Annotated in this window: 22 protein-coding genes; 17 read left to right on the top strand and 5 right to left on the bottom strand. The window is 54.6% G+C overall.

The window, feature by feature from the left end; translation table 11 throughout:
• The first annotated feature begins 1 nt into the window (after position 1).
• The 5 genes from BC443_RS07030 to BC443_RS07010 all read left to right on the top strand — a co-directional run bounded on the left by BC443_RS07030 (position 2) and on the right by BC443_RS07010 (position 3,881).
• Positions 2–685 (top strand): amino acid ABC transporter permease, encoded by a 684-nt coding sequence (locus BC443_RS07030; RefSeq protein ID WP_071231114.1) that lies wholly within the window; start codon positions 2–4, stop codon positions 683–685.
• The gene (locus tag BC443_RS07025) at positions 682–1,338 is read left to right on the top strand and encodes an amino acid ABC transporter permease (RefSeq protein WP_071231113.1); all 657 of its coding nucleotides are present in this window, start codon (positions 682–684) and stop codon (positions 1,336–1,338) included. Before BC443_RS07030 ends, BC443_RS07025 begins: the two co-directional genes overlap by 4 nt.
• Complete coding sequence (locus tag BC443_RS07020; RefSeq protein ID WP_071231112.1) at positions 1,319–2,047, top strand: amino acid ABC transporter ATP-binding protein; 729 nt, start codon at positions 1,319–1,321, stop codon at positions 2,045–2,047. Before BC443_RS07025 ends, BC443_RS07020 begins: the two co-directional genes overlap by 20 nt.
• Before the next feature lie 13 nt (positions 2,048–2,060).
• On the top strand, positions 2,061–2,933 hold the full coding sequence (locus BC443_RS07015) for a MurR/RpiR family transcriptional regulator (RefSeq protein ID WP_071231111.1): 873 nt from the start codon (positions 2,061–2,063) through the stop codon (positions 2,931–2,933).
• A 93-nt stretch (positions 2,934–3,026) separates the two neighbouring features.
• Positions 3,027–3,881 (top strand): bifunctional allantoicase/(S)-ureidoglycine aminohydrolase, encoded by an 855-nt coding sequence (locus tag BC443_RS07010; protein WP_071231110.1) that lies wholly within the window; start codon positions 3,027–3,029, stop codon positions 3,879–3,881.
• Here BC443_RS07010 and BC443_RS07005 read toward each other — a convergent pair.
• From BC443_RS07005 to BC443_RS06985, 5 genes are all read right to left on the bottom strand, one after another.
• Entirely contained in the window at positions 3,878–5,179 is a 1,302-nt protein-coding gene (locus tag BC443_RS07005) for an FAD-dependent oxidoreductase (protein WP_071231109.1), read from the bottom strand. The two genes, BC443_RS07010 and BC443_RS07005, sit on opposite strands and share 4 nt — an antisense overlap.
• A 40-nt stretch (positions 5,180–5,219) precedes the next feature.
• Positions 5,220–5,882 carry a GntR family transcriptional regulator gene (locus tag BC443_RS07000; protein ID WP_071231108.1) on the bottom strand — a complete coding sequence of 221 codons (663 nt, stop codon included), beginning with the start codon at positions 5,880–5,882 and terminating at the stop codon, positions 5,220–5,222.
• A 117-nt stretch (positions 5,883–5,999) separates the two neighbouring features.
• A complete protein-coding gene (locus tag BC443_RS06995) occupies positions 6,000–6,971 on the bottom strand; it encodes a dihydrodipicolinate synthase family protein (RefSeq protein ID WP_071231107.1) in 972 nt (323 codons plus the stop codon).
• A 93-nt stretch (positions 6,972–7,064) separates the two neighbouring features.
• A complete protein-coding gene (locus tag BC443_RS06990; RefSeq protein ID WP_071231106.1) occupies positions 7,065–8,015 on the bottom strand; it encodes a 4-hydroxyproline epimerase in 951 nt (316 codons plus the stop codon).
• A gap of 233 nt (positions 8,016–8,248) precedes the next feature.
• Positions 8,249–8,851, bottom strand: coding sequence for a cytosine permease (locus tag BC443_RS06985; protein WP_071231105.1), 603 nt, complete (start codon positions 8,849–8,851; stop codon positions 8,249–8,251).
• Positions 8,852–8,901: 50 nt separating this feature from the next.
• Between BC443_RS06985 and BC443_RS06980 the strand changes: the two genes are divergently transcribed.
• The 12 genes from BC443_RS06980 (at position 8,902) to BC443_RS06935 (ending at position 16,662) form a co-directional block, all read left to right on the top strand.
• Positions 8,902–10,569, top strand: a complete 1,668-nt coding sequence (locus BC443_RS06980) for a recombinase family protein (RefSeq protein ID WP_071231104.1) — start codon at positions 8,902–8,904, stop codon at positions 10,567–10,569.
• A 101-nt stretch (positions 10,570–10,670) separates the two neighbouring features.
• Entirely contained in the window at positions 10,671–11,063 is a 393-nt protein-coding gene (locus tag BC443_RS06975; RefSeq protein ID WP_071231103.1) for a histone-like nucleoid-structuring protein, MvaT/MvaU family, read from the top strand.
• 60 nt (positions 11,064–11,123) lie between these two features.
• A complete protein-coding gene (locus BC443_RS18535; protein ID WP_139284258.1) occupies positions 11,124–11,711 on the top strand; it encodes a hypothetical protein in 588 nt (195 codons plus the stop codon).
• A gap of 59 nt (positions 11,712–11,770) precedes the next feature.
• The gene (locus BC443_RS19060; RefSeq protein ID WP_071231101.1) at positions 11,771–12,523 is read left to right on the top strand and encodes an HNH endonuclease; all 753 of its coding nucleotides are present in this window, start codon (positions 11,771–11,773) and stop codon (positions 12,521–12,523) included.
• A gap of 9 nt (positions 12,524–12,532) precedes the next feature.
• Positions 12,533–13,519 carry a hypothetical protein gene (locus BC443_RS06960; RefSeq protein ID WP_071231100.1) on the top strand — a complete coding sequence of 329 codons (987 nt, stop codon included), beginning with the start codon at positions 12,533–12,535 and terminating at the stop codon, positions 13,517–13,519.
• Positions 13,516–14,253, top strand: a complete 738-nt coding sequence (locus BC443_RS18890; RefSeq protein ID WP_071231099.1) for a GIY-YIG nuclease family protein — start codon at positions 13,516–13,518, stop codon at positions 14,251–14,253. Before BC443_RS06960 ends, BC443_RS18890 begins: the two co-directional genes overlap by 4 nt.
• 61 nt (positions 14,254–14,314) lie before the next feature.
• Positions 14,315–14,791 carry a lecithin retinol acyltransferase family protein gene (locus BC443_RS18150; RefSeq protein ID WP_210766253.1) on the top strand — a complete coding sequence of 159 codons (477 nt, stop codon included), beginning with the start codon at positions 14,315–14,317 and terminating at the stop codon, positions 14,789–14,791.
• A gap of 299 nt (positions 14,792–15,090) precedes the next feature.
• Positions 15,091–15,243 (top strand): hypothetical protein, encoded by a 153-nt coding sequence (locus BC443_RS18790; RefSeq protein ID WP_170835857.1) that lies wholly within the window; start codon positions 15,091–15,093, stop codon positions 15,241–15,243.
• Positions 15,231–15,512, top strand: coding sequence for a hypothetical protein (locus tag BC443_RS06950; protein WP_071231098.1), 282 nt, complete (start codon positions 15,231–15,233; stop codon positions 15,510–15,512). The genes BC443_RS18790 and BC443_RS06950 overlap by 13 nt, the downstream gene beginning before the upstream one ends.
• A complete protein-coding gene (locus BC443_RS06945) occupies positions 15,505–15,993 on the top strand; it encodes a hypothetical protein (RefSeq protein ID WP_071231097.1) in 489 nt (162 codons plus the stop codon). Before BC443_RS06950 ends, BC443_RS06945 begins: the two co-directional genes overlap by 8 nt.
• The gene (locus BC443_RS06940; protein WP_071231096.1) at positions 15,990–16,283 is read left to right on the top strand and encodes a hypothetical protein; all 294 of its coding nucleotides are present in this window, start codon (positions 15,990–15,992) and stop codon (positions 16,281–16,283) included. Before BC443_RS06945 ends, BC443_RS06940 begins: the two co-directional genes overlap by 4 nt.
• On the top strand, positions 16,276–16,662 hold the full coding sequence (locus BC443_RS06935; protein WP_071231095.1) for a hypothetical protein: 387 nt from the start codon (positions 16,276–16,278) through the stop codon (positions 16,660–16,662). The genes BC443_RS06940 and BC443_RS06935 overlap by 8 nt, the downstream gene beginning before the upstream one ends.
• Positions 16,663–16,709 lie beyond the last annotated feature (47 nt).

Genomic DNA, 16,709 nt, shown 5'->3' with positions numbered 1-16,709 from the left:
CATGACTCTGGATTTCTCCACGCTACTGCCCTACACGGGCGAGATCCTGGAGGGGCTGGTAACGACGGTCTGGCTCACCGCCGTTACCACCGTCGCCGGGATTGCACTGGCGGTCGTCGTCGCCTATGCCCGCGATGGTTCGCGGGAAGGGGCTTCAGGCATCGTCAGTCGCCTGCTCGGCGCCTACGTCGAGGTGATTCGCAACACGCCGTTCATAGTGCAGCTGTTCTTTCTATTCTTCGGCTTGCCGGCGCTGGGCGTGTCGATCAGCGCCACCGTTGCGGCGCTGCTGGCGATGATTCTGAATCTCGGCGCCTACACGGCCGAGATTCTGCGCGCCGGTATCGATTCGACCGCTCGGGGGCAGCATGAAGCGGCCCGCGCATTGGGACTTTCCCGATTGCAGAGCTTCCGGCATGTCGTGCTGGTGCCGGCCTTCTCGCGGGTTTACCCGTCGCTGATCAGCCAATGCATCATCGTGATGCTGGGCTCGGCGGTGGTCTCCCAGATTTCGGTGTTCGATCTGACCTACGCCGCCAACTTCATCCAGTCACGCAACTTCCGTGGTTTCGAGGTTTATCTGGTGGTGACGCTGATCTATCTGCTGCTGGCGGTGGGCCTGCGGTTGGCGTTCGAGTTCGTCGGGCGGCGGCTGTTCGCGTTTCGTCAGGGAGGTTCTTCATGACGGATTTCACGCTGTGGGACATCGTCCGCAACCTGCTGCTGGCGGGGCGCTGGACCGTCGTGCTGTCGCTGATCGCTTTCGCTGGCGGTGCGATCGTCGGGCTGGTATTGACGCTGCTGCGCATGGGCGGCCTGCGGCCGATTCGCTGGCTGATCCGGCTCTACGTCGATCTGTTCCAGGGCACACCGCTGCTGATGCAGCTGTTCCTGGCCTACTTCGGTGCCGCCGTACTGGGCTTCGACGTCTCCGCCTGGACCGCGGCCAGCGTGGCGCTGACGCTCTTCACCAGCGCCTTTCTGTGTGACATCTGGCGAGGCTGCGTCGAGGCGGTACCCAGCGGGCAGTGGCAGGCCGCGCGCGTGCTCGGCCTGAACTATCTGCAGTCGATGCGCCACGTCATCCTGCCGCAGGCGCTGCGGCTCGCGGTACCGCCGACGGTGGGCTTCTCCGTTCAAGTCATCAAGGGCACCGCGCTGGCGTCGGTGATCGGCTTCGTCGAACTGACCAAGGCCGGGACCATGCTCAATAACGCGGCCTTCGCCCCCTTCACCATCTTCGCGCTGGTGGCGCTCGGATATTTCATTCTCTGTTATCCGCTGTCCCGCTATGCCCGCTATCTGGAGAAAAAGCTCTATGGCGCTGGTATCCGTTAAAGACCTGCATAAATCCTTCGGTGAGCTGGAGGTGCTGAAGGGTATCGATCTGGAGATCGAGGCCGGCGAGGTGGTGTCGATCATCGGCCGTAGCGGCTCCGGCAAGAGTACGCTGCTGCGCTGCCTCAACCAGCTCGAACGCCACGACTGGGGCACGATTCATCTGGCCGGTCAGCGGCTCGATGGTGGCGCGATGTCTCCGGGTGAATTGAGCCAGAATGTCGGCATGGTGTTCCAGAGCTTCAATCTGTTCCCGCACAAGACGGTGATCGAGAACGTGATGCTGGCGCCGGTGGTGGTCAAGCAGACACCCCGGGACGAGGCGCGCAGAATCGCCGAGCAGGTACTCGACAAGGTAGGTATGCGCGAGAAGGTCGATGCCTACCCGGCGCAGCTTTCCGGCGGCCAGCAGCAGCGCGTGGCGATTGCTCGTGCGCTGGCAATGAGTCCCAAGGTGCTGCTCTGCGACGAGGTGACCTCGGCACTCGACCCGGAACTGGTCGGTGAAGTGTTGCACGTGCTGGAGGATCTGGCCCGGGAAGGGATGACCCTGATTCTGGTCACTCATGAGATGAAGTTCGCCCGCGATGTCAGTGACCGGGTCGTGTTCATGCATCAGGGCCGCATTCATGAGTCGGGTGATCCGCAGAGTCTGTTCACTCAGCCCGAGACGCCGGAACTGAAGCAGTTCATCGCGTCCGTGCTGTAGAGCGAAGACGATCATGTCGGAAACGAGTCCACAGACGCATATCGGCCGGCGGCTGCAGCAGCATTTCACGGAGCTGGGGCCGCAGGAGCGCCGGGTGGCGGACTTCATCCTGGCACACCTCGAGGACCTGGCGGTCTACAGCGCGGCCGACCTGTCACGCCTGAGTGGCGTCTCCAAGGCGACCGTGACCCGCCTGTTCAAGCGGCTGGGCTTTGATGACTTCAAGGCGGTCAAGGCGCATGCCCGCCAGTTGCGTCATTATGGCGTACCGTTGGCGTCGCAGTCCGATGCACTGGGTGAGGGTATCGAGCGTTTCCGCCGCCACGCCGAACGCGAGCAACAGAACCTGCGCCAGTGCCTCGAACGACTGACGCCGATGCTGTTCGATGAGGTCGTTCGCGCACTCGACGAGGCGCCCGCGGTGGCCGTGATAGGCTATCGCAACAGCTATCCGGTGGGTTTGCACCTGCGTCAGCAACTGATGCAGGCGCGCGGAAGCGTGCATCTGCTGCCAGCGCCCAATCAGTCGTTGGCCGAAGAGCTGGTCGAACTCGACCCAGGTACGCTGATCGTTCTGATCGGCTTTCGTCGACGTCCCAGACTGTTCGAAACGCTGGTGGGAGTGCTGGCCGCGCGTGAGCAGCGGGTATTACTGATCGGCGATCCGACCACCGCCAAGTATGCGGATCAGGTCACGTGGCGGCTGGAGTGCGCGCTGGAGACGATCTCGGCATTCGATAGTTACGCCAGCGCCATGAGTCTGGTCAGTCTGCTGGCCAATGCCATGCTGCACCGTCGGTTGGCGCAGGGGCGAGCCAGGATCGGTGAAGTGACCGAGTTGTATCAGGAACTCGATGAGCTCGCTGACTTTTCAGGCAGACCCTGAGAAGACGCATCGCAGGATAGGAACAAAAGCAAACAGGAAGTGGTGGCGTTCGACGCTTGGCCGAATCGGACGCCGATTGATCGAGGAGAGAGCATGTCGCAGCGCAGCTACGATGGACCTAAACGAACCTACTACGCCCCCCACGGCGGTCTGCCGCCGCAAAGCCAGCTGATTCATGGCCGTGCGGTCTTCACCGAGGCCTATGCCGTCATTCCCAAGGGGGTGATGAGCGATATCGTCACGAGCTTTCTGCCGCATTGGGAGAAGACTCGGCTGTGGGTGCTGTCGCGGCCGCTCTCCGGCTTCGCCGAGACGTTTTCCCAGTACATCATGGAAGTCTCGCCCGGTGGCGGCAGCGAGCGGCCGGAGCCGGACAGTGGTGCCGAGGGCGTGCTGTTCGTGGTCGAGGGCGAGATGATGCTGACCATCGCGGGCGAGACGCACGAGATGGCGCCGGGGGGTTACGCCTATCTGCCGCCGGGCTGCGACTGGCAGCTGCGCAACGCGAGCGAGGCGCCGGTGCACTTCCACTGGATTCGCAAGGCGTACGAATTCGTCGAGGGGCTGGCGGCGCCGGAACCCTTCGTCACCAACGAGCAGCAGATCGCGCCGACGCCGATGCCGGACACCGACGGCCGCTGGGCGACCACGCGCTTCGTCGATCCCGCGGATTTGCGCCACGACATGCACGTGACCATCGTCACCTTCCAGCCGGGCGGCGTGATCCCGTTCGACGAGACCCACGTGATGGAGCACGGCCTCTACGTACTCGAGGGCCGCGCGGTCTACCACCTCAACCAGGACTGGGTCGAGGTCGAGGCCGGCGACTACATGTGGCTGCGAGCGTTCTGCCCGCAATCCTGCTATGCCGGCGGATCGGAGCCGTTCCGCTACCTGCTCTACAAGGACGTCAACCGGCACATGAAGCTGTCGCTTTCCGGAAGTTAGCCGAAGCGGGCGAGCCGATAGGGCGCCAGCGGTGGCAGGTCGTCCCGGCGGGCCGATGTGGAAGACGCATCGTGTTCGCCGGGGCCGGCCAGGTCGGCGATTATCTCGGCGGTGATCGCCGATTGCGTCAGCCCCAGATGGTGATGCCCGAACGCCAGCAGCACGCGGCCGTCGCACACACGATCGATGATCGGCAGCGAGTCCGGCAGCGACGGGCGGAAGCCCATCCACGGTGTGGCGTCCTCGGCGTCGAGATCGTTCTTGAACAGGCCCCGGCTCAAACGATGCAACTGCCACGCTCGCCCCATGTTGGGCGGTGCGTCCAGCCCTGCGAACTCCACGGTGCCGGCCAGTCTCAGGCCGGTTTCCATCGGCGTCATGATGAAGCGGCGCTCCAGCGAGGTCACCGCGAAGGGGAGCCGGTCATGCTCGCGGGGCAGCATCAGGTGATAGCCGCGCTCGGTATCCAGCGGCACGCGCTTGCCGGTGAGCTGGGCGGTCAATGCTGCCGAGTGGGCGCCGCAGGCGACGAGCACCTGGCCGGCCTCGCGTTCGCCGGCGCCGGTCGTCACGGCGACGCCTTTCGAGGTCAACCGCGCCGATTGCACGGTTTCCTGCGCGAAACGAACGCCCTCGCGCCGGGCGGCATCCACCAGGGTGTTGACCACCCGCCACGGATCCAGCACATGGCCCGTGGCCGGGAAGAACAGCCCGCCCAGCAGCGCGTTCGAGAGTTGCGGCGCTGCGCGCTGAATCGCGCTCCCGTCCCATAGCTCGACCGGCACCTGCTGCTCGCGCATGCGCGACTCGAGCGCTTCCAGCTTCGAGTGCGACTCCGGCTTCTCGTAGACCAGCAGCGAGCCATCGGCCTTGAGCAGATGGCTGCCGTCGACCGAGGCCAGCAGGCGTTGCCACGCCGCCAGGCTGCGCTCGTTGAGGGCGCGGATACCGGCCACGCTCTGGCGGAACGGCGCCGGGCGCAGGTTCAGCACCAGCCGGGTCAGCCACGGCAGCGCGCGGGGCAGATATTTCCAGTCCAGCCGCAGCGGCCCCATCGGGTCCATCAGCATGCCGGGCAGCGACGTCAGGATCGAGGCATCTGCGATCGGGAAGACCTGCTCGGTGGCGAGATGCCCGGCGTTGCCGTAGGAGGCGCCGCGTCCGGGCTCCTGCTTGTCGAGCACCAGCACGCGGTGGCCCTGACGCGCCAATGCCAGCGCGCTGGTGACGCCGACGAGGCCGGCACCGACGACGATGATATCGGCATCGGGCGAAGCCGAAGGGGATGAGTCCGACATGCGCTACCTCACGACCAGATCGATGGGGGCGGGCAGCGGCTCAGGCGCTGCGCAGATTCTTTTCCAGCACCGCCGCGATGCCTTCCGCGGCGTCCTTGATGTGGTTTTCCAGCAACTGGCAGGCCTTGTCGACGTCGCCCTGGCGCGCCAGTTCCAGCAACTGACGGTGCTCGAGTTCCGCCTTCTCGATCTGGCGGGTATAGAGCAGCTGCATGCGGATATAACGCCCGGACTTGGTGTTCAACTGGCCGATCATGGCCAGGGTTTCGGGCAGCCCGGAAGGGGCGTACAGCGCATGGTGAAACGCGAAATTGTAGTCGCTCCAGTTGTCGATCTGGCTGCCGGAATCGAGCGCGGCGTCGTACTGGCGCAGGATGCTCTCGGCGTGATCGAGATCCGCCGCCGTCAGGTTCGGGATCGCGTAGCGCAGCACGTAGGTCTCGAGCAGCACGCGCAGATCGAACAGTTCGCGGATCGCCGCCACGGAGAGTTCGGTGGTGAAGGCGCCGCGATGGGCGTGGAATTCCACCAGCCCTTCGGATTCCAGGGTCAGCAGCGCTTCCCGAACGGGAATGCGGCTGACGTCGTAGTCCTTGGCCAGCGCGTCCTGTCGCAGTTGGGAGCCGCCCTTGAACTCGCCGCCGAGAATGCGTTCGCGCAGATCATCCGCCACGTGCTGGGCTCGGGTCTTGAAAGTCGCCATGAAGTGCCATCGTGTCCACAAAATGTTGGATATTGTATGCAATCCAGGAGGCGCTCGCCGACTTTTCACGCCGTTTCCCGTCTCGCCGGAACGCAACACCGGCTCTGGCGAGAGTGGTCATCGACCTGCTGGCAGCCCCTGGCCGACGTTGCCGAGCTGCGCCGACCACTGCTTGTACCATTCACGGAACAGCGCGTACTGGGTCTCGACGTAGCGCCGCTGGGCGTCGCTCAGGGCGTCGCTCTCGTTGAAGTGCAGTTCGTAGGCGCTGTCGCCGTTGAGCACCATCAGCTGCTTGTAATAGAGCACCAGATCCACGCCTTCATCGAAGGAGGAGAGCACCGCCAGCGCCGATTCCAGCTCTTGGGCCTGGCGCCGGGCCACGAGATCGCCCTTGGCGGCCTTCTCGCAGAGCGCGACCAACTGCAGCACCTCTTTCGGCAGCGCGTTGCCGACCCCGGTGATGGCGCCGGTGGCATTGCAGTTGACGAAGCCGTGGAATACCTGGGTGTCGACGCCAACCATCAGGCTGACCTCGTCATCCTGGGAGGTGATGTGCTCGGCCGCGTAGCGCAGGTCGTCTGCACCGCCGAACTCCTTGAAGCCGATCAGGTTCGGGTGCTCGTGACGCAGCTCGAAAAACAGGTCCGCACGGGTGGCGAAGCCGTAATAGGGGCTGTTGTAGATCACTGCCGGCAGCTCGGGCGCGGCTTTCAATATCGCCGAGAAGTGCGCCTTCTGGGCGGCGGGAGCGGTACCGCGGGAGAGTACGCGGGGAATGACCATCAGCCCCTGGGCGCCGACCCTTGCCGCATGGGCGGCGTGGGAGACCGCTTCCTTCGAATTGACCGCGCCGGTGCCGACGATGACGGGAACGCCGGCGGCGACCAGTCTGGCCACGCCTTCCTGGCGCTCGGCCTCGCTCAGCAGCGGCCAGTCGCCCATCGAGCCGCAGTAGACCACCGCGCGCATGCCGAGATCGAACAGCTCGCGCCCCTTGGCGACCAGCGCGTCGTAGTCCGGCTTGCGATCCGCGGTGCAAGGGGTCATCAGGGCGGGGATGCAGCCGGTGAAGATGGAGTCGTTCATGGTTGTCCTCTGGAATCCTTGAAGGTCTGTCGGGAATGGCTTTTCGGAAATGGCGTTTCGGAAATGGCGTTTCGAAAATAACTTGCCGAACGGCTACGACGCGGTGATACCCCAGGCAAACGGGTCGTTATCGTCGATCAGCAGCGTGGCGTCGGCGGTGACATAGGCGTTGCCGGTGATGGATGGCAGTACGCGATCGCCCTGCCACGCGTAGCGCCCCTCGAAGCGGCTGCCGGTGATGCTGGCCTGCACCCAGGTCTCGCCGGGGGCCAGCTTGCCGTCCGCCGCCAGGCAGGCCAGCTTGGCGCTGGTGCCGGTGCCGCAGGGCGAGCGGTCGTAGGCCTTGCCGGGGCAGAGTACGAAATTGCGGCTGTCGGCCGGTGTGCCGGTGCTGGTGTCGTCGGCGGCGAACAGCTCGATATGATCGATATGGCCACCGTTTTCGCCGGTGATCGCCTGTGCATCCAGCGCCTGGCGGATCGCCCAGGTGAAGGCCGTCAGCGCTTCCTCGTTGGCCAGGGTCACCGTCTGGTCATGCTCGCCAACCAGGAAGAACCAGTTGCCGCCCCAGGCGATATCGCCATGCACTACGCCGTAGCCAGGCACCTCGACCGGCACGCGCTGGCGATAGCGGTAGGCGGGCACGTTGCGCACCGTCACCGCGCCGTCTTCGTGCAGCGTGGCGCTGACCGGGCCGACGGTGGTGTCGATCCGGTGATCGCCGGGCTGGATCATCCCGAGGTGATGCAGCGACGCTACCAGCCCGATCGTGCCGTGACCGCACATGCCCAGATAGCCGGTGTTGTTGAAGAAAATTACCCCGCAGGTCGCGTCCGGCGTGACGGGCTCGCAGTAGAGCGCGCCGACCAGAACATCGTTGCCCCGCGGCTCGAGCAGGCAGGCGCGACGCCAGTGGTCTTGGGATTCCCGCAGCGCGTCGCGCTTCTCGACGAGGGTGTCGCCGGGCAGCGCCGGGAAGCCGGACATGACCAGGCGTGTCGGCTCTCCTCCGGTGTGGGAATCGATGACATGGATGCGCTTCATGCGTATTTCCTCCGATCCGGGCGGCCCCGCAAGACGTGGGAAGGCATCGCGACGAGAAATGTCGCGGATATTGTAGATTTTATACAATCTTCACGGCGCGATGGGAAGCGTACCGTGCGGGAAATGAGGCGCGATCTTTGATGTCGAGCCGCGGCGATCACAAAAAAGCCGGCGCTGGAGGCGCCGGCAACGGGAGAGAGCGCGCGAGGCGCTCAAGGAGACAGAACGGGCGCCTACGAGGCGACGGCCGCCGCGACCGTCGCGCGTCGCATCGCCATGGCATAGAAAGTCGCGCCCAGGGCGCCGCCGATGGAGACCGAGAAGTGCCCCAGGTCGCCCAGCGGCAGGAAGTTGATCACGATGCCGATCACGCTTGCTGCGACCACGGCCTTCACCGCGGCCGGATTGAAGCCGTTGCGATACCAGTAGGGGCCGTTGGGATCGACGCTGAACAGGGCGTCCACGTCGATCTCGCCCCGGCGAATGCGGTAGTAGTCCATGATCAGGATGCCATAGAGCGGACCGATGGCGGCCGCGAGCAGATCGACGGTGTAATGGATGATCTCCGGATTGCTGAACAGGTTCCATGGCGTCAGGAAGATCGAGCCGACGGCGGCGATGAAGCCGCCGGTACGGAAGCTGATCTTGCTGGGCGCCATGTTGGAGAAGTCGAACGCCGGCGCGACGAAGTTGGCGACGATATTGATGCCGATGGTGGTGGTGACGAAGGTTGCGGCGCCCAGCACGGCGACGAAGGTGTTGTCGAGGCGGGAAACGGTCTCGATCGGGTCGTCGATCATCTCGCCGAACACCGGCAGCGTCGCCGACACCATCATGACGGGGAATGCTATAGTAGAGAAAACGGCAACCTTCTGGAATTGGGACCATGCAAGCATTCGCATACGTTCGCTACTCAACCGCACGACAAAGTACAGGTGACAGCTACGAACGCCAGCAGAGCCCGCTGGCACGCTTTGAAGACGAATATGGTGTCAAGATAAAGGAGACCTTTGTCGATTCTGGTGTGTCGTCGTTTCGCGGTGACAATATCAAAAAAGGCCAGTTTCGAAATCTTCTCGACAAAATAGATAACGAAGAAATTGTTGCTAACGATTTTATCGTTATTGAAAGTATAGATCGAGTTTCGAGACAGGAACTTAATAAAACCGCGACACAGCTATATGCAATTCTAGAGAAAGGTATAAAAATATACACAACGAATGACGAAAAACTTTATTCGCTAGAAGATAAAAATCGTGATTTAGAAAACTATCTAATGATAGGTCTGATCGCGAAGCGTGCGAATGAAGAAAGCGAGACAAAATCAAAGCGAAGAAAATCCGCTTGGAAGAAAGTTCACAAAGAAGCCAGAGAACAAGGCAAAGCTTTTGCCAATAGCCGAGTCCACTACGGTTATGAGCTTGTTGACGGTGAATATCGGATTGTCGAAGAAGAAGCCGAAGAGATTCGAAAACTATTCGAGCTATTAATTCACCAAGGTGTCTATAGCTCAATTTTGGAAATCAACAAAACGGCTAAGAGAAAGTGGACAGCCTCAAGCGTCTACAAAATGATACTGAGCAAGGCTGTTATCGGTTATCTGCGCAGACAAGAAATTGTAAATGGTAAACGTGTTTTTCGGGAGTATATTGAAGGCTTCTATCCTCAGATTGTAGACGAATTCACTTTCAAGCGTGCAGAGCAAGCTATCAACCGGCGCAAGAGCAATAAAGAAACCGGGCGCAATACAGAAGCCTATATCAACATTTTCCGGCACTGCGCAAACTGCGCACAGTGCGGGGCTAAAATGATTTATAGCAAAAAGACTAAGCAAAACGGAAAGTACAGATACGATTACCTTTTTTGCGCTGACGGAAAAGAAAAAGGAACAGGCTGTAAAAATACACTGAATTACGAATATCTACTCAGCCACTTTGTCAGCAAAATGTTTCAAGCCATCGCTTTCAAAGAAGAAGACGTACCTTCAATAGCCCCGGTTGTTAAAGAACTCTCGAAATTGCTATCAAACAAAAAGCAAATCGAGCAGAACAAGCGCCAGCGAGTTATTGAAAACGAATTATCGAAAGAACAAATGAATGAAGCCAATCTTCAAAGAATGATAGATAACTTCGACGAGATACCCCCGAATTATGTTCTGAAGAAGCTTTCAGAATCCGAAAAGAAAATTGAAGCCCTAAAATCAGAACTGTTATTGATTGAAGAAACCACTGGTATAGACATGGGTAGCTTTGCCGACTTTGGTCAAATGATAATGACAAAGGCAGGTAGAGCAGAAATCAACCGCTTTTTGATAGCAAACAATATCAGATTCAGCTTTGAGTCCGAAAAAGTGGACTCTCTAGAAAGAGAATATCCAGACGACCCTACGTTTCGAGAAATGTATAGAAAATCAGTCGGCAAAAAAACGACCAAGACAGAAATCACATTCAACACCATCATCGACGGGCAGATGTTCACAGATAAATTTTACAAAGAAGACGCCGATTTGAATTACTTTGTTGAGTGCGACATATCAATTTTAGAAAAAAATTGAAATTTCTTACTTCAAACACTAGATGACGCTATTTATATCTGATATCTTTAACTTGTTCTCAAGCAAAACAGCACATAAACCAGACCGCAAGGAATAGCACAATGGCTTCACAACTTGCCGATTACATGCAGAAAGAGGCTCAACTGGCTCGTCTGCAAGCAGAATTGAAGGAAATGGAAGGTAGCGAGCAACTGAAACTCGCCAAAGAGTACAAGCAAAAGCTTGAAGAATTAATGAAAAAATACGGCCATACAGTCGAAGAAACTATCGACGTACTGGACCCGGAATATAAGCTTCGCGGTCTCCCACCGCTCGAATCAGCACCGAAGTCGACTGGTGGCACACGCCGTAAGCGTAAGCTGAAAGTCTACAAAAATCCGAATACTGGTGAAGTCATCGAAACTCGCGGTGGCAACCATAAAGAACTCAAGGCTTGGAAAGACGAACACGGTGCAGAAACAGTAGAAAGCTGGGTTCAAGAAGAAAAAGAGTAAGACCAGATCCAAAGCCCATCCATAGAAGGTGGGCTTTTTTTACGCACGGGGAACAAAAAAATGAAAACGCTAAAACTCTCAGCACTCGTTTTGCTGTCAATCTTGATCGTCTCCACAACCGGTTGTGTGAGTGTCACAAGCTCACCGGACGTGGAATCGAGCTACTACGACGACCCTAACCCTGTAACGTCTGACAGCCCCTATTTCCACGCTGTTGAGGTCGGAAAGACAGAAGGATTTGTAGGAACTAATGCATTCTGGATCTCAGGCCGGGTCTCTCCCAATCTGACGAACGAATCAGCCAAAGAAGTGCTGGAAAAAACGCTTAGCTCGTCGAACATGCTTGCGCAGAACGGGCAGGCTCAATACCAGCTTGACGCAATTATGGTGGACGACGACGCTGTAGGTGCTTTTGCTTCCGAAACGAGCTTAAACGGCACGACCCGAGACATGAGCATTCGCTACATTCTTCGGTCCTTAAAAACCACCGCAGAGCTATACAACGAAGTGATTGTGTCGCATGGAGAGGGAACCTGTGACGACGCTTGTTTCGCTTTCTATATACAGGAAAGCTATGCAGCGGAACGAAGCCAAGTTGACAGTCTTCGCCAACTCGTTGCTGACTTGAAAGCTTTGCCAGTGGATTGACAGCAAACAAGAACACCAAGCCCGCCACCAGAGCGGGCTTTTCTAGTTAAGGTGAAGAAATGAATCGTAAGCAATTTATAGAGAGCCACGGTGCTACCTGTGCGAACTGGACATGGAGTTGGTCATTCGTCAATCACCACGAAAGGTTCGTCATATTCGGCGTATGGAACGATAACGTCGATACTGATATGAGTCTAATTCTGAGCGAGGCTTGGCAGAAATCAAACAAAGGACGGATTCAGAACGGTTATGGTCAGGCGATTGAGCATATCAAGTTGATTGATAACGAAGGCTACACGCTCAAAACCTTTGTTATGGAATACGCAGAACAGGAACGTGACGGCGAAGAAGGTCCAGCGAAAATCGGCGGTTTCATTCCTGAACTCAATAACATGGAGTTGATTAAAGTCGGGAATAAATGGTTCGCTCAGGATCATAACAAACCACCCAAGTTTGTAGCTGAAGAAATTGAAAGCAATGAAGTTTACTTCGAGGGTGCTTCTAAATCAGTCCTAGTCAACCATTATGAGCGAAACAGCAAGGCCAGAGCCCAGTGTCTACATAAGCATGGCTACCAGTGCAAGGTGTGCGAATTCGACTTCAACCACTTCTATGGCGGTCTTGGCAAAGAGTACATTCACGTTCACCACATCGTGCCTATCTCTGAAATCGGTCAGGAGTATCAGATAGACCCGGAAAATGACCTTGTGCCTGTCTGTGCCAACTGTCACGCCATGATCCATAGGACACGGCCAGCACAGAGCGTAGAAGGCTTGAGAGACCACCTGAGAGCCATTGGCTCGATTCAGTGAGGTAGGTTTATGCATATATCAGAGTTCGAGAAAGTAACCTATCTGAAAATCGAGAAATTTGACGGTAGAGTGATACCCCTTCAACCCTGTTATCACGGCAACTCCAATTGGGAAAGCTGGATCGATATCGGAGGTAAGCTTGGGCCGTTGAAAATTGTAGGCGTGGCGAGTGCTAGCTATTTTGCCAAAGCTCCAGAGAGAGAGACCGACATTTTTCTAGAATTCGTCAATTTAATTGTCAAAAGGGCTTACTATCCTGACATAGCTCACTTCGAAGAAGGCATCCACGAAGACATAAACAATCTTGCCACGTGTGTCGAGAAGATAAATTTGTTCCACGAGATTTGGATGTCCGACAAGAACAGAATTTCTTCAAGATACATCTCGACAGAGTTGGAGTATATTTTTAAAGTTTGTAGGAGTCTCTTTGACTTGCTTCAAGAAGTGGCAATGAAGCTTTGGAAAAGGTTTCAGTATCGCGACAACAGTATTGACAAAAAAGAGCTGAAGCCTTCCTTTGCAAAAATGGTTTATCACGACAACAAACTAATAACAACTGAGCAGATAGCGGCGAAATATTCTATCCCAGTCCCGCTAGCAGCTTTCTACGAAAGAAAAGGTGCTTTCTTTGATTGGTTACGAGCTTATCGTGACAAAATCGCTCATGGCGGAAACAGTTTCCATGGTATATTTATGATGGAGGAGGGCTTTGCTATCTCAGTTGAAGCAGAGCCATTTCAAGGGTTACACATATGGGAAACGTCTGAAGTCAAACAGAACGGGTTAGGCTCAGTAAGGGCACTTGTCTCCTATGCAATATTGAACACCATTCATGCACTCGAAGACTTTGCAGTAACAATACAAAAAATCATGAAACTGCCTACAGATATCGCCCCAGGTTATAACGTTTTTTTAAGAGGTGAAACGCTTATGGTCTTACGATCTTTACACAAGTATGGTGAAGAACAGGCGTGGATTGGAGGGGGGCAAGAATGAAAGAGCTGTTAGGCATTGGTTTCGAGCCCGCTGGTCACTGGTTTCTTGAAGACAACCGAATTGCTTTCAAACTCGACCGCTTCTACAAGGACTCAAACGTCCTGTATGCCTTCGTGGTCGACGGTGAGGTGCGATACATAGGAAAGACCACCACAACGCTCTCACGCCGTTTCTATGGCTACCGTAACCCGCACGGGAGACAGCCCACCAACATCAAGAACAACGCCAACATTCTCGCTTGCCTGCAAGCTGGTGAGGAAGTCGCTATTTACGTCCTACCTGACAACGGCCTAATGCATTACGGCTCGTTCCACCTGAACCTAGCCAGTGGCCTTGAGGACAGCATAATCAAGACCCTCGACCCTCCATGGAACGGTAAGCCACCCAAAGAGGTCGCTCAGGAGCAGGAAGAAGCCGATCTGCAGGCACCAGACTTCCCCGCTCCCACCGACACCTTCACCGTGAAGCTTGGCAGCACCTACTTCGAACAAGGATTCTTTAACGTACCAAAGGAAGCCTCAGACCTGTTCGGTGACCACAAAGACACACTTGAAATCTATGTGAAGGACTCACCAGAAGCCGTTCTCGGCTACATAAGCAGGAAAGCTCAGTCTACTGGCGCACCGCGAATCTATGGCCGTGTGGAACTGGCGACCCTTTTCCAAGGTGCCTACAGCCTTAAGGATACAGTCACGGTCGAGGTGCTATCGAAGGAAGCTATACGGTTCACGTGAGAACGATGCTCAAGAAACCCTATTAACAGTCGATAAAGATAGAAAATAGGGAGCGTTTACCGTGGGTCCAATTTTTTCGTTTATCGAATTTTGTGTCGATTCATGCCGAAACCAAGTAAAACCTGTTGCCGGAAGTATCGTGTATTGCGATTTACACTTTGGTTGGATGGAGCACTCGGGTGTCTATATTGGTAAAGGTAAAATTGTTCATTTGAATGGCAAAGGTGTAGTCGAAGCAGTCACTGCAAAACAATTTCTTGCGGGCAAAACAGGTTACAATATTTACGTATCATGCAAAGGTGAAAAGCCTGTCGGCAGTGATAAAGTAGCAGAACGAGCCAGAGAAAGAATTGGCATGGAAAAGGGTTACAACTTCATTCTCGATAATTGTCACGAATTCACTGCAGGTTGTCTAACCGGAGAAATTCCAAATCCAAACAACTTCGTTTGGATGCTAAAACATGAAGTAGAAAAGGCATATGGAAGTGACAATTGGAGATTTTGGAACAACTATTTCTTTGATAAGCCATTTGATTGAGCTTCCCATCCAAAAGCCCACCGAAAGGTGGGCTTTTTTAGTTCCAATCTTGGATATTGAAATCGAAAAGCAAGTTTTGAGTAATGTTGTGAGCAGGTTTCTACTATGTCTATACCCCCTCTTGCCGTCGAACAACACTTCACCCTTGATTCCAAAAATAAATTGTTTTGGTGAATAAGCAGATTTGCTATCAAAGTGGTCTGATTTTATTTTAGGTGATATGTAATTCACCGTAAAAGTAAACATTTACGGTAATTATATGTTATAATAATAAAACAATAACAGAAAGGAGAATCAAAATGACAACACTAGATAGCTTCGAAAAATTCACTAAGAACTTAGACAAGCTTCAAAAAATTGAAGACAAGAAAAACAAACCAAAAAGGAAGCGCGGGCGACCGAGAAAGTCAGAAACCAATAACAATAAAGGAGAAGAACAATGGAGAACCTAGCGAGCAGAATAGTTTTTATTGTCTTAATGATAATTTTGGCTGTAGCTTTAGTTAAATACCCAAATATTTTCAATCTTTTTGAACCGGTGCAGAGTAGTTTTTACAATGCATGGGCAATGCCTAAACAGGTTGCCACCTCCTCAAGTGCAGGAGTGATGGACTGGGGAAAAGTGCTTGGATATATTGCATTTTTCTGGAATTTAGTTTTTTGGGTTTCTGTAGGTATGTTGATCAAAATCTATACAAAGGAGAAAAAGAACAATGACTGAAGAACATAACCATAACCACAACAAAGAGCGCTTAGCAGAGCATATTCTACCGCTTTCGGAATCAGACGACTTCGACACTGCAAGATTAGAATGGTCGATATTCGATATCAAGATTGACGACAACTTTGACCACTGCCCTTGCGGACAGTTAATCAAAGAGCTTTGCTACATACGCAACGAAAAGAACGGCAACACCACATATGTCGGCAATGTATGTATCAACAGATTCATGGCTATCGAGACTGGGAATCTTTTTGAAGGTCTAAAGCGTATCAGTGCTGATAATAGCGCAAATGCCAACGAAGATTTAATACAGTACGCTTACGACCTTGGCTATATATTCGAAAATGAATATGGCTTCTTAATGGACACACGCAGAAAACGCAAGCTTAAGCCAAAACAGCTTGCTTGGAAGCAGAAAATCAATAGAAGAATAATCAACAGAACACAAGTCAGCAAGAAAAAAGGAAAGCAAGTATGAAACAATTAGACCTTTTCAAAGAAAAAGAAATAAGCTTGTTTTACGCGAGCCTCCAACAATATATTGTGGTCTATGGAGTAACGCTAGTGATCTGGTGTGCGGTTATATATTGGAGCGCAATTTACTTTTACAACTTGTTACCTATTGGTTTGAGTATGCTAACGCTGTTAGAAAAAGTGTCAAATTTGGCAATCATCTATAAAGGGTTATTCATTGGCCTCATCTTCTTGACACCTTTAATCCAAACATTTTTAACGATAAAAACATTAAGGAGTTTTGAAAATGACTGAAGAACAAATTGAAGCCAACTTCGGAATGTATGGCGCACTTGTCGTAGCAAAGGGGTTGATTACGCGAGAGAGGCTGATAGAGCTTGCTCGCAAGTATCCGGGCACATTCATAGCGCATGACCGCTCAACGGGGCACTATCAGCTTCATATGCCATCTCAGAAGACTGACGGCAAGCTAGTTCTTGATCTTCACACACACAAAACCGTACAAGCACCCGGAAAGCCAAAAATAGACCCAGCTAAGCGAAAGGCTAAGGCTGTGAGCTTCAAGCTCACTGAAAGCCAGCACAGCGCGATTCAGAAGCTTGTAGGCTCGCAGGAATCACCCGGCCAGTTGGCTAGGCGTCTTGTAAGTGAATATCTGGAACAACACGCATAAAAAAACCCGCCAAAAAGCGGGTTTTTACACAACAACAATAACAAATT

It is taken from the genome of Salinicola sp. MIT1003 (assembly GCF_001858555.1).
Taxonomy (GTDB): Bacteria; Pseudomonadota; Gammaproteobacteria; order Pseudomonadales; family Halomonadaceae; genus Salinicola; species Salinicola salarius.
This window is presented reverse-complemented; position numbering and strand designations above follow the sequence as displayed.

Coding starts and splice junctions, on each gene's coding strand:
- BC443_RS07030 (WP_071231114.1), top strand. CDS start 2: ATGACTCTGGATTTCTCCACGCTACTGCCCTACACGGGCGAGATCCTG.
- BC443_RS07005 (WP_071231109.1), bottom strand. CDS start 5,179: ATGTCGGACTCATCCCCTTCGGCTTCGCCCGATGCCGATATCATCGTC.
- BC443_RS18790 (WP_170835857.1), top strand. CDS start 15,091: ATGACAACACTAGATAGCTTCGAAAAATTCACTAAGAACTTAGACAAG.
- BC443_RS06995 (WP_071231107.1), bottom strand. CDS start 6,971: ATGAACGACTCCATCTTCACCGGCTGCATCCCCGCCCTGATGACCCCT.
- BC443_RS07015 (WP_071231111.1), top strand. CDS start 2,061: ATGTCGGAAACGAGTCCACAGACGCATATCGGCCGGCGGCTGCAGCAG.
- BC443_RS06940 (WP_071231096.1), top strand. CDS start 15,990: ATGAAACAATTAGACCTTTTCAAAGAAAAAGAAATAAGCTTGTTTTAC.
- BC443_RS06990 (WP_071231106.1), bottom strand. CDS start 8,015: ATGAAGCGCATCCATGTCATCGATTCCCACACCGGAGGAGAGCCGACA.
- BC443_RS18890 (WP_071231099.1), top strand. CDS start 13,516: ATGAAAGAGCTGTTAGGCATTGGTTTCGAGCCCGCTGGTCACTGGTTT.
- BC443_RS19060 (WP_071231101.1), top strand. CDS start 11,771: ATGAATCGTAAGCAATTTATAGAGAGCCACGGTGCTACCTGTGCGAAC.
- BC443_RS06950 (WP_071231098.1), top strand. CDS start 15,231: ATGGAGAACCTAGCGAGCAGAATAGTTTTTATTGTCTTAATGATAATT.
- BC443_RS07000 (WP_071231108.1), bottom strand. CDS start 5,882: ATGGCGACTTTCAAGACCCGAGCCCAGCACGTGGCGGATGATCTGCGC.
- BC443_RS07025 (WP_071231113.1), top strand. CDS start 682: ATGACGGATTTCACGCTGTGGGACATCGTCCGCAACCTGCTGCTGGCG.
- BC443_RS06945 (WP_071231097.1), top strand. CDS start 15,505: ATGACTGAAGAACATAACCATAACCACAACAAAGAGCGCTTAGCAGAG.
- BC443_RS18535 (WP_139284258.1), top strand. CDS start 11,124: ATGAAAACGCTAAAACTCTCAGCACTCGTTTTGCTGTCAATCTTGATC.
- BC443_RS07020 (WP_071231112.1), top strand. CDS start 1,319: ATGGCGCTGGTATCCGTTAAAGACCTGCATAAATCCTTCGGTGAGCTG.
- BC443_RS06985 (WP_071231105.1), bottom strand. CDS start 8,851: ATGATGGTGTCGGCGACGCTGCCGGTGTTCGGCGAGATGATCGACGAC.
- BC443_RS06975 (WP_071231103.1), top strand. CDS start 10,671: ATGGCTTCACAACTTGCCGATTACATGCAGAAAGAGGCTCAACTGGCT.
- BC443_RS07010 (WP_071231110.1), top strand. CDS start 3,027: ATGTCGCAGCGCAGCTACGATGGACCTAAACGAACCTACTACGCCCCC.
- BC443_RS06960 (WP_071231100.1), top strand. CDS start 12,533: ATGCATATATCAGAGTTCGAGAAAGTAACCTATCTGAAAATCGAGAAA.
- BC443_RS06980 (WP_071231104.1), top strand. CDS start 8,902: ATGCAAGCATTCGCATACGTTCGCTACTCAACCGCACGACAAAGTACA.
- BC443_RS06935 (WP_071231095.1), top strand. CDS start 16,276: ATGACTGAAGAACAAATTGAAGCCAACTTCGGAATGTATGGCGCACTT.